Origin of the sequence: Streptomyces sp. NPDC091292, from assembly GCF_044757265.1 — a bacterium.
Classification (GTDB): Bacteria; Actinomycetota; Actinomycetes; order Streptomycetales; family Streptomycetaceae; genus Streptomyces.
Window position 1 is genome coordinate 18,931 of the sequence record NZ_JBIVUQ010000011.1, and the last position, 11,232, is coordinate 30,162.

Consider the following 11,232-nt stretch of genomic DNA (forward strand, 5'->3'; position numbering starts at 1 on the left):
CCCCAGAGCCTTCGGGTGAACTGCTTGGCCCACTAAGCCCGTTACAACCAGCGCTCGCCGTCCGTGCGCCGTCCCCGCGCCGGTCGCCGCTGTGAAGGGACGGCGCACCACCGCGCGCTCAGCAAATCAAGTGATTCCAGCGGGCCCACGGTGAACGTACCTGTGACGTGGGCACGTTCCGACCAGCGGTTCTCGCTGGTGGGAAGGGTGCTCATGACGAACGACGCAACTGAGGCCGAGACCGGAGCCGAGGGTGAAGTCGAGGCCGAAGTCGAGGCCGAGACCGAAGACGGGTTGCAAGCCCTTCTCCATCGCGCGCTGCTCGTCACGGGTACGGACACGCGCTGGACGGTCGCCACGGACGACTTGTGGTGCCGCGTCGCACCGCGCTCGGGGAGCCACCCCGAACAAGGCTGGAAACTCCACCTGTCGGCGACAGCCGGCTCCGCGCCGACCGTCCTCACAAGGGCGTTGGAAGTGCTGCTGCCGGACGGGTCCGGGTTCAAGTTCGCCCGCTCCCTCGACCAGGTGAGCGCACTCAACTCCAGGGCCACACCCAGGGGGAGTTCCGGCAAGTTCCTCACCGTCTACCCCCGTTCCGACGCCGACGCCGCCCGGCTCGCCCAGGAGTTGGACAGAGCCACGACCGGGCTGGCCGGCCCGCGGATCCTGTCCGATCAGCCCTATGCCGCGCACAGCCTGGTGCACTATCGCTACGGGGCCTTCGTCGGCAGGCAGCGGCTGTCGGACGACGGTCTGCTGATGTGGTTCATCAAGGACCCCGCCGGAAATCCCGTGGAGGACGAGCGCACCGGCCGCTACTCCCCGCCCCCCTGGGCGGTCTCCCCGTTCCCCGGCGCGGCGCCCCTCCCTCCACGCACACCGGCCGCGGCGAGCGGCGCGCCGGGACCTGTGGTGCTCGGCGGTCGTTTCGCCGTGCGGGAGGCGATCCGGCACACCAACAAGGGCGGCGTCTACCGGGGCACCGACGTCCACACCGGCCACCCCGTGGTGATCAAGGAAACACGGCCGCACGTGGAGGCCGACGCCTCCGGCCGCGATGTACGCGACTGGCTGCGGGCCGAGGCCAGGACCCTGGAGCGGCTTCAGGGCACGGAACTGGCTCCGGAAGCGCTGGCGCTCTTCGAACACGGCCACCATCTGTTCCTGGCCCAGAGCGAGGTTCCGGGCGTCACCCTGCGCACCTGGGTCGCCGAGCACTTCCGCGACGTCGGGGCCGAGTGCTACCGCGCCGATGCCCTGGCCCAGGTCGTACGTCTGGTGGAGCTGGTCGCGGCGGCCCACTCCCACGGCTGCGTTCTCCGGGACTTCACCCCGGCCAACGTCATGGTCCGCCCGGACGGTGAACTACGCCTCATCGACCTCGAACTCGCCGTCGTGGACGACGGCACCTCCCCGCCGACCCGGGTGGGAACCCCCGGCTTCAGCGCCCCCGAGCGGCTGGCCGACGCACCCGTCTCGGCGACCGCCGACTACTACAGCCTCGGCGCGACGGCGTGCTTCGTGCTGGCCGGGAAGGTACCGAACCTGCTGTCCGAGGAGCCCGCAGGCAAGGCCCCCGAGGAACGGCTCGCCGCCTGGCTGAACGCCTGCGCCGGGCCGCTCCGCCTGCCCGGCGGCATGGCGGCGATGATCCTCGGACTGATGCGGGACGATCCCGCCGAGCGCTGGGACCCGGCCAGGGCACGCGAGGCCCTTCGGACGTCGGGCCCCGCGCGACCCGGCGCCCGCCCCCCGGCGCCGCAGACCCGCGAGGCCGGGAGACGGACGCCGGCCGCCCCGGTCCACCGCCCGGAGGTGGCCGGACTCAGCGGCCTGGTGGCCGGGATCGTGGACCACCTCGTCGCATCGATGAATCCGGCGGACGAACGCAGGCTGTGGCCGGTGTCGACCACGGCAGGCGAGACCGGCCCCTGCACCGTGCAGCAGGGCTCGGCCGGGGTCCTGGCCGTCCTGACGCGGTACTACGAACTCACCAAGGACCCCCGCCTGCCCGAGGTGATCTCGACCGCGGGCCACTGGACCGCGCGCCGCTCCGACACCCGCTCCACCCGCCCCGGACTCCACTTCGGCGGCCGGGGCACCGCGTGGGCGCTGTACGACGCGGGCCGCGCCATCGACGACCGGGCGCTCGTCGACCACGCGCTGGCCCTGGCACTGGCTCCGCAGGACTCCACGCTCCACCACGACATCACCCACGGCACCGCGGGCAGCGGCACGGCCGCCCTCCACCTGTGGCACCGTACGGGCGACCCGCGCTTCGCCGCGCTTGCCGCCGACGCGGCCGACCGACTGGCCGCCGCCGCGCAGCGCGAGGCGTCCGCGGTGGGCTGGCCGGTTCCCGCGGACGCCCTGTCCGGAGAAGTCGGCAAGCGTTATCTCGGTTTCGCCCACGGGACGGCCGGGATCGGCTGTTTCCTCCTCTCCGCCGGGCTCGTCCCACACCGCCCCGAGCACAGGGAACTGGCCGTGGAGATCGGCGAGCAACTGGTGGCCGACGCCGTACTCGTGGGCGGGGCGGCCCAGTGGCCCGCCTACGCCACGGACACGCCCACGGCCCCGTACTGGTGCCACGGTGCGGCGGGCATCGGCAGCTTCCTGGTCCGGCTGTGGCAGGTCACCGGTGACGACAGATTCGGCGACCTCGCCCACCTCAGCACCCGTTCCGTCACGGAACGCGCCTCCCGCGCCCCCCTCACCCAGTGCCACGGCCTTGCGGGCAACGGTGACTTCCTGCTCGACATGGCCGAGGCCACGGGCGACCCCGCGTACCGGACGCAGGCCGAGGAGCTGGCCCGCCTCGTCCTCGCGGAAGCCGCCCACCGCCATGGCCACGCGGTCTTCCCCAACGAGTACGGGGACGTCTCGACCAGTTGGAGCGACGGATCCGCCGGGATCCTGGCGTTCCTCCTGCGGCTGCGGCACACCGACTCCCGGCACTGGATGATCCAGCTGCCGGGCTGAGCGGCAGGAGGCCTGCCGCCACCTCTCAGAGAAGGAAGAAGATCATGGAGAACCTCAACCTCGACCTCGAACTGCTCGCCGAGCTGCACGCCCTTCCGGAGACCGACCCGGTCGACATCGGCGGAGCACCGTTCAGCGGGACGTGTGCGTGCACCGGCCTCCTGACCCTCCTCAACACGGTCTGTGTGGGCATCAGCTGTAGCTAGCCAACCGTCACGAGCCCCCGGGCGGAGGCTGTCCTGGGACAGCCTCCGCCCGGGGTGCCGGCCCGGTCCTCCCCTGTCCCCGAGCAGTAAGGCTGACGCAGCGTGCCGACGAGACGCGCCGACGACCTCGCCCCCACAGCCCTCATGACGGCCGCCCCCACCGGTGCGCACGCCATACGCCACCCGTCCGGGCCGGCGTACGCCATCAGCACACGCGGGCTGGTCAAGAGCTATCCCGGCCCCGAGGGCGCCACCACCTACGCCGTGCGCGACCTGGACCTCGACGTGGCACGGGGCGAGATGTTCGCCTTCCTCGGCCCCAACGGCGCCGGGAAGTCCACCACCATCGCCCTGCTGTGCGCCCTGGCCCGGCCCACCGCCGGCCACGCCACGGTGGCGGGCGCCGACGTCCTCACCCAGCCCCACCGGGTACGGCGACAGGTCGGCATCCTGTTCCAGCACAGCGCGCTCGACCCCGACCTGACGGTGAGCCAGAACCTCCACATCCACGCACGCCTCTACGGGATGCGCAGCCGGTACGCCCGCCAACGCGCCGCCGAGGTGCTGGAGACGGCCGGACTGACCGACCGGCCGCGCTCTCCCGTCCGCACGCTGTCCGGCGGTATGCGGCGCCGCCTGGAGATCGCCCGCCAACTGTTGCACGCGCCCGACGTGCTGTTCCTGGACGAGCCGACCACCGGGCTCGACCCTCACGCCCGCGCCCAGATCTGGGAGCACCTGCGCGCCCTGCGCCAACGGCACGGCAGCACGCTCTTCGTCACCACCCACTACCTGGACGAGGCGGAGAACTGCGACCGCATCGCGATCATCGACCACGGCCGGCTCGTGGCACAGGGAACGCCGCTCGCGCTGAAGGCAGCGATCGGAGACGACCGGGTCGTGCTGCGTACCGGAGACGACGCCGCGGCCCGAGAGGTCGTCCGGCGGACCGCACCACCGGAACATCCCGTCACCATGGACGCCGACGGGGTCTGCCTACGGGTGCCCGGCGGCAGCGCCTGGATCCCTCGCCTGTGTGCGGCACTGGAGGGCCACGGCATCGCGGTGCACGCCGCTTCCGCGACGCCGCCCACCCTCGACGACGTCTTCTTCCACCACACGGGCCGCAGCCTGCAAGCCGCCCCGACAGCCCCGACACCGACCGGCCCCACTCCGGGCGCGACCACGACAGACACCGGCGACGGTGACGGTGACGGCCTATGACCACCATCCCCCTCCACCCCGCCGACACCTCCGCCCCGCCCGGAACCTCCCCTGCGTGCGGCGCCTCCGGCAGTGGACGACCGACCCGCCTCCAGCACGAACTGCGCGCGTTCCACGCTCTGGTCCACCGCGATCTGCTGCGCCTGGCCGGCCAGCGCATTCAGACCGCGCTGATGCTGCTCCACCCGGTGCTGTACCTCCTCATCCTCGGCGGCGGAATGTCCGCCCTCATCCCTCAGACGTCACTGGGCGTCGGGTATCAGACCTACCTCTTCCCCGGCATGCTGATGATGACGGTGCAGACCCCGGCCTTCATGGTCGGCGTCCGCCTGATCACCGACCGGCAGAGCGGCTACCTGCGGGAACTGCTGATGGCCCCGGCCAACCGCACCACCCTGCTCCTGGGCAGCTGCGCCGGAGGCACCCTGGTCGCCACGGTCCAGGGCGTGGTCCTGCTCAGCATGGCCGGCGTGGTCGGCCTGCCCTACGACCCGCTTCTCCTGGCGCTTCTCCTCGCCGGCATGGTCCTGGTCTCCTTCACGATCACCGCCTTCGCCCTGGCCCTCGCCGTGAGCCTGCGAAGGGCCGAGGCGTTCCACACCCTCCTCGGTGTGGTGATGATGCCTGTGCTGTTCCTCTCCGGCGGCTTCTTTCCGCTCCAGGCCCTCCCCGGCTGGGCCCGGATCCTGGCCGACGTCAATCCGCTGGCCTACGGGGTGGACCTGCTCCGCCGTGGCATCGCACTGCGGGCGCCGGACCGGGCAGCCGTCGGTGGCATCGAATGGGCGGGCTGGCAGCCTCCCCTCCTCCTCGAAGCCGCCCTGCTCCTGGTCAGCGGTGTGCTGGCCCTGTTGTGGGCGGGCCGCCGCTTCAACCGCCTTGAATGACCGACTGACCGTCACCGCCTCGGAGGCAAGCACTCGCGCGCCGCGTTGATACGGACCTTGACGCCGGCGGTGCCCTGTGGCGGGCGTGGCAGCGCGCCGATGCGGCGCCACGGGCAGCCGAGCCGGCCGAACCTCCCTCCGGTACTGGACTGCTGGTCTTGGAGGGACGAGGCGGCCCGCAGCTTCGTCAGCGGCGTCTACCACCTGAGCATGCGCCGACTCTTCAGAGGCGTAGAAGTGGTGCAGGGCGTGAAAGCCGTGCTCCCGGGACGGTCAGGCCGGCGAATCCATCGACTCCCTGGCCCGCCGGCCTGGGCACTCCGACCCCGGGTTCACGCTGCGGGAGTACTCACACTTCCTGCCGCGAGCCGGCGCGCGCGGGGCGGCGCCGCCATCGACGCGATCTTCGCGTAGCCGCGGCCGGCCGGCAGGGCCCGTTGAGTGTGGGCCCGGAGCCCGCCCAAGGCCCAAAGTCCCGGAGAAGTCCCGGAGAAGTCCCAGAGATGCCGCCGCACCCCTCACCTGCCCGCTACGGAGCACGTCAGAGGAGGTGCAGCGGCATCGTCATGTCAAATGTCCCGGAACGTCTCGATCTGGGCGCCCACCGAGTTGAGGCGTTCGGCCAGGTCCTCGTAGCCGCGGTTGATCACGTACACGTTCCGCAGGACCGACGTGCCCTCGGCGGCCATCATCGCGAGGAGGACGACCACGGCGGGGCGCAGGGCGGGCGGGCACATCATCTCGGCGGCGCGCCAGCGCGTCGGGCCCTCGACCAGGACCCGGTGCGGGTCGAGCAACTGGAGACGTCCGCCGAGCCGGTTGAGGTCGGTCAGATAGATGGCGCGGTTGTCGTAGACCCAGTCGTGGATCAGGGTCTGGCCCTGCGCGGACGCGGCGATGGCCGCGAAGAACGGGACGTTGTCGATGTTGAGGCCGGGGAACGGCATCGGGTGGACCTTGTCGATGGGCGCCTCCAGTTTGGAGGGCCGGACGGTGAGGTCGACCAGGCGGGTGCGGCCGTTGTCGGCGACGTACTCGGCGGAGCGGTCGTGGTCGAGGCCCATCTCCTCCAGGACCGCGAGTTCGATCTCCAGGAACTCGATCGGCACCCGCTTCACGGTCAGTTCGGACTCGGTGACGACGGCCGCGGCCAGCAGGCTCATCGCCTCGACCGGGTCCTCGGACGGCGAGTAGTCCACGTCGACGTCGATGTTCGGCACACCGTGCACGGTGAGTGTGGTGGTGCCGATGCCGTCGACCCGGACGCCCAGGGCCTCCAGGAAGAAGCAGAGGTCCTGGACCATGTAGTTCGACGACGCGTTGCGGATGACGGTGGCGCCGTCGTGGCGGGCGGCGGCGAGCAGCGCGTTCTCGGTCACGGTGTCGCCGCGCTCGGTCAGCACGATCGGGCGGCCGGGGGAGACGTCGTGGGAGACCTGCGCGTGGTACAGGCCCTCGGTCGCGGTGATGTCGAGGCCGAAGCGGCGCAGCGCGATCATGTGCGGCTCGATGGTGCGGGTGCCGAGGTCGCAACCGCCCGCGTAAGGCAGCTTGAACTGGTCCATGCGGTGCAGCAGCGGGCCGAGGAACATGATGATCGACCGGGTGCGGCGCGCGGCCTCCGCGTCGATCGCCGCCATGTCCAGCTCGGCGGGCGGCACGATCTCCAGGTCCACGCCGTCGTTGATCCAGCGGGTGCGGACACCGATGGAGCCCAGCACCTCCAGGAGGCGGTAGACCTCCTCGATGCGGGCGACGCGGCGCAGGACCGTGCGGCCCTTGTTGAGGAGGGTGGCGCACAGCAGTGCCACACAGGCGTTCTTGCTCGTCTTGACGTCGATGGAGCCGGAGAGGCGGCGACCGCCCACGACTCGGAGGTGCATCGGCCCCGCATAGCCCAGGGACACGATCTCGCTGTCCAGGGCTTCCCCGATACGGGCAATCATCTCAAGGCTGATGTTCTGGTTGCCGCGCTCGATCCGGTTGACGGCACTCTGGCTGGTGCCGAGCGCCTCGGCCAACTGGGACTGAGTCCAGCCACGATGCTGTCGGGCGTCACGGATGAGCTTGCCGATGCGTACGAGGTAGTCGTCTGCCATGAGCCGTACGTTATCTCAGATATGAGATGGGGTTCGCGCTGGGGGTGGCATTCGGGTGAGGGCTGTGTGCCCACCGGCGTCCATCGGGCCGCGTTCTGACGATCCGTCGGCGCACGACCCGCGTCAACTCGAACCGGTCCGTCCGGGTGGCGACGTGGTGGCCGGCCACGCCAGGGGCGCACGCCGACACCGTCCGGGCGCACGCCGGTGCGGTCCGGGCATGACCCCGGCGGCGCGATGTACTAGAGTTATCTCGACATCGAGATATCTGCCGAGGCGCACCACAGCCCCGCGGCACCGCCGATCCGGCGGTAAGGGTTACCTAACTTAGCCTTACCTCAGCGGATCGGCAACGTGACGTGGCGGCAGGATGTGGTGGAACGCGCACATATATGAAGGAGACTGTCGTGTCGGCGAACAGCTTCGACGCCCGCAGCACGCTGCGCGTGGGCGACGAGTCGTACGAGATCTTCAGGCTGGACAAGGTCGAGGGCTCCGCGCGCCTTCCCTACAGCCTCAAGGTGCTCCTGGAGAACCTGCTCCGCACCGAGGACGGCGCGAACATCACCGCCGACCACATCCGGGCGCTCGGCGGCTGGGACTCCCAGGCGCAGCCCAGCCAGGAGATCCAGTTCACGCCGGCCCGCGTGATCATGCAGGACTTCACCGGCGTGCCCTGTGTCGTGGACCTCGCGACCATGCGTGAGGCCGTCAAGGAGCTGGGCGGCGACCCGGCGAAGATCAACCCGCTGGCCCCGGCCGAGCTGGTCATCGACCACTCCGTCATCGCCGACAAGTTCGGCACGAACGACGCCTTCGCGCAGAACGTCGAGCTGGAGTACGGCCGCAACCGCGAGCGGTACCAGTTCCTCCGCTGGGGCCAGACCGCGTTCGACGAGTTCAAGGTCGTCCCGCCCGGCACCGGCATCGTCCACCAGGTCAACATCGAGCACCTGGCCCGTACGGTCATGGTCCGCAATGGCCAGGCGTACCCCGACACCCTCGTCGGCACCGACTCGCACACCACCATGGTCAACGGCCTCGGCGTCCTCGGCTGGGGCGTCGGCGGCATCGAGGCCGAGGCCGCGATGCTCGGCCAGCCCGTGTCGATGCTCATCCCGCGCGTCGTCGGCTTCAAGCTGACCGGTGAGCTGACCCCCGGCACCACCGCCACCGACCTGGTCCTCACGATCACCGAGATGCTCCGCAAGCACGGTGTCGTCGGCAAGTTCGTGGAGTTCTACGGCGAGGGCGTCGCCGCGACCTCGCTCGCCAACCGCGCCACCATCGGCAACATGTCGCCGGAGTTCGGCTCCACCGCCGCGATCTTCCCGATCGACGGCGAGACCATCAAGTACCTGAAGCTGACGGGCCGCAGTGAGCAGCAGCTCGCGCTCGTCGAGGCGTACGCCAAGGAGCAGGGCCTCTGGCTCGACCCGGCCGCCGAGCCCGACTTCTCCGAGAAGCTGGAGCTGGACCTCGCCACGGTCGTCCCGTCGATCGCGGGGCCGAAGCGCCCGCAGGACCGGATCGTCCTCGCCAACGCGTCGCAGCAGTTCAAGCAGGACGTGCGGAACTACGTCAGCGACGACGAGGAGGCCGGCAAGGAGTCCTTCCCGGCGTCCGACGCCCCGGCCGCCACCAACGGCGTCCCGACGAACCCGACCACCGTCACCGCCCCCGACGGCTCCACGTACGAGATCGACCACGGCGCCGTCACCGTCGCCGCGATCACCTCCTGCACCAACACCTCGAACCCGTATGTCATGGTCGCCGCCGCGCTGGTGGCCAAGAAGGCGGTCGAGAAGGGCCTCACCCGCAAGCCGTGGGTCAAGACCACGCTCGCCCCGGGCTCCAAGGTCGTCACCGACTACTTCGACAAGGCCGGGCTCACGCCCTACCTCGACAAGGTCGGCTTCAACCTCGTCGGCTACGGCTGCACCACCTGCATCGGCAACTCGGGCCCGCTGCCCGACGAGGTCTCCAAGGCCGTCAACGACCACGACCTCGCCGTGGTCTCGGTGCTCTCCGGCAACCGCAACTTCGAGGGCCGGATCAACCCCGACGTCAAGATGAACTACCTGGCGTCCCCGCCGCTCGTCGTCGCCTACGCCCTCGCCGGCTCCATGAAGATCGACATCACGCGCGACGCGCTCGGCATCGACACCGAGGGCAAGCCCGTCCACCTCCAGGACATCTGGCCCACCGAGGCCGAGGTCAACGACGTCGTCGCGGGCGCCATCGGCGAGGACATGTTCAACAAGTCCTACCAGGACGTCTTCGCGGGCGACGCCCAGTGGCAGGCGCTGCCGATCCCGACCGGCAACACCTTCGAGTGGGACGCCGAGTCGACGTACGTCCGCAAGCCCCCGTACTTCGAGGGCATGACGATGGAGACCACCCCGGTCTCCGACATCGCGGGCGCCCGCGTCCTGGCCAAGCTGGGCGACTCGGTCACCACCGACCACATCTCCCCGGCCGGCGCCATCAAGGCCGACACCCCGGCCGGCGAGTACCTCACGGGCCACGGTGTGCAGCGCCGTGACTTCAACAGCTACGGCTCGCGCCGCGGCAACCACGAGGTCATGATCCGCGGCACCTTCGCCAACATCCGCCTGCGCAACCAGATCGCGCCGGGCACCGAGGGCGGCTACACCCGCGACTTCACCCAGGCCGACGCTCCTGTCGCCTTCATCTACGACGCCTCGCGCAACTACATCGAGCAGGGCATCCCGCTCGTCGTCCTCGCGGGCAAGGAGTACGGCTCCGGCTCGTCCCGCGACTGGGCCGCCAAGGGCACCGCGCTCCTCGGCGTCAAGGCCGTCATCGCCGAGTCGTACGAGCGCATCCACCGCTCGAACCTCATCGGCATGGGCGTCCTGCCGCTCCAGTTCCCCGAGGGCGCGTCCGCCGAGGCGCTGGGCCTCACCGGCGAGGAGACCTTCTCCTTCACCGGAGTGACCGAGCTGAACAACGGCACCACCCCCCGCACGGTCAAGGTCACCACGGACACCGGCGTCAGCTTCGACGCGGTCGTCCGGATCGACACCCCCGGCGAGGCGGACTACTACCGCAACGGTGGCATCATGCAGTACGTCCTGCGCTCCCTCATCCGCAAGTAGGCATCCGCGAGCAGGCGGGCGCGGACGGCAGACCGCATCCGAGGGCCGCACCCCTGGACGTCAGGGGTGCGGCCCTCTGCTTCCGCCGGGCCCCGCAAGCCTTGTAGGCGCTTCTGTAAGGACACGTATGCGACAGAACCCCGCGCGGCGCACCGCCCTGCTCGACGCCGCCATCGAAGTCCTCGCCGGGGAAGGCTCCCGGGGGCTCACGCTGCGCGCCCTCGACCGGGAGGCCGGCGTCCCGACGGGCACCGCGTCCAACTACTTCACGGACCGCGCCGACCTGCTCGGGCAGGTCCTGGGGCGGGTACGGGAACGGCTCACCCCCGACCCGGCCGCACTCGGCGCCACCATGACCGCCGAACCCTCCAGGGAACTCGTCGTCACGCTGATGCACCAGCTCATCGGCCGGATGGAGGCGGACCGCAGCAGCCATCTCGCCATGATGGAACTGCGCCTCGAAGCGACCCGGCGGCCCGAACTCCGCGAGGAGCTGAGCGGCTTCTTCAGCACCGAACTCGACGCCAACATCGCCTTCCACCTCGGCGCGGGGCTGCCCGGCGACCGCACAGGGGTCGTACTGCTCTACCTCGCGATGCTCGGCCTCCTGCTGGACGAACTCACCCTGCCCGGCCTCCTCACGCACCATCGCCCCGACCAACTGGTCGAGGCGATGGTGACAAGGCTGCTCGGCGAGGAGCCCTAGACG

General features: G+C 70.6%; 7 protein-coding genes. 6 read left to right on the forward strand and 1 reads right to left on the reverse strand.

The window, feature by feature from the left end:
* The first annotated feature begins 213 nt into the window (after window positions 1–213).
* The 4 genes from lanL to ACIQNU_RS26695 all read left to right on the forward strand — a co-directional run bounded on the left by lanL (window position 214) and on the right by ACIQNU_RS26695 (window position 5,302).
* Window positions 214–2,985, forward strand: coding sequence for a class IV lanthionine synthetase LanL (gene lanL / locus ACIQNU_RS26680; RefSeq protein WP_401371195.1), 2,772 nt, complete (start codon window positions 214–216; stop codon window positions 2,983–2,985).
* Between the two features lie 44 nt (window positions 2,986–3,029).
* Window positions 3,030–3,191, forward strand: coding sequence for a VenA family class IV lanthipeptide (locus ACIQNU_RS26685; RefSeq protein WP_401371197.1), 162 nt, complete (start codon window positions 3,030–3,032; stop codon window positions 3,189–3,191).
* 144 nt (window positions 3,192–3,335) lie between these two features.
* On the forward strand, window positions 3,336–4,415 hold the full coding sequence (locus ACIQNU_RS26690; RefSeq protein WP_401371617.1) for an ATP-binding cassette domain-containing protein: 1,080 nt from the start codon (window positions 3,336–3,338) through the stop codon (window positions 4,413–4,415).
* Entirely contained in the window at window positions 4,412–5,302 is an 891-nt protein-coding gene (locus ACIQNU_RS26695) for an ABC transporter permease (RefSeq protein ID WP_401371199.1), read from the forward strand. The genes ACIQNU_RS26690 and ACIQNU_RS26695 overlap by 4 nt, the downstream gene beginning before the upstream one ends.
* Window positions 5,303–5,871: 569 nt before the next feature.
* Here ACIQNU_RS26695 and ACIQNU_RS26700 read toward each other — a convergent pair.
* Window positions 5,872–7,401, reverse strand: coding sequence for a helix-turn-helix domain-containing protein (locus tag ACIQNU_RS26700; RefSeq protein ID WP_401371200.1), 1,530 nt, complete (start codon window positions 7,399–7,401; stop codon window positions 5,872–5,874).
* Window positions 7,402–7,808: 407 nt separating this feature from the next.
* Here ACIQNU_RS26700 and acnA point away from each other — a divergent pair, with 407 nt between their 5' ends.
* Together acnA and ACIQNU_RS26710 are read left to right on the forward strand one after the other, a co-directional pair.
* Window positions 7,809–10,523 carry an aconitate hydratase AcnA gene (gene acnA / locus ACIQNU_RS26705; protein ID WP_401371202.1) on the forward strand — a complete coding sequence of 905 codons (2,715 nt, stop codon included), beginning with the start codon at window positions 7,809–7,811 and terminating at the stop codon, window positions 10,521–10,523.
* A 127-nt stretch (window positions 10,524–10,650) separates the two neighbouring features.
* A complete protein-coding gene (locus ACIQNU_RS26710; RefSeq protein WP_401371204.1) occupies window positions 10,651–11,229 on the forward strand; it encodes a TetR/AcrR family transcriptional regulator in 579 nt (192 codons plus the stop codon).
* The last annotated feature ends 3 nt before the right edge of the window (window positions 11,230–11,232 follow it).

What these genes read in the sequence shown, in the direction of transcription:
- ACIQNU_RS26710 (WP_401371204.1), top strand. Translation starts at nt 10,651, where the DNA reads ATGCGACAGAACCCCGCGCGGCGCACCGCCCTGCTCGACGCCGCCATC.
- ACIQNU_RS26685 (WP_401371197.1), top strand. Translation starts at nt 3,030, where the DNA reads ATGGAGAACCTCAACCTCGACCTCGAACTGCTCGCCGAGCTGCACGCC.
- ACIQNU_RS26700 (WP_401371200.1), bottom strand. Translation starts at nt 7,401, where the DNA reads ATGGCAGACGACTACCTCGTACGCATCGGCAAGCTCATCCGTGACGCC.
- lanL (WP_401371195.1), top strand. Translation starts at nt 214, where the DNA reads ATGACGAACGACGCAACTGAGGCCGAGACCGGAGCCGAGGGTGAAGTC.
- ACIQNU_RS26690 (WP_401371617.1), top strand. Translation starts at nt 3,336, where the DNA reads ATGACGGCCGCCCCCACCGGTGCGCACGCCATACGCCACCCGTCCGGG.
- ACIQNU_RS26695 (WP_401371199.1), top strand. Translation starts at nt 4,412, where the DNA reads ATGACCACCATCCCCCTCCACCCCGCCGACACCTCCGCCCCGCCCGGA.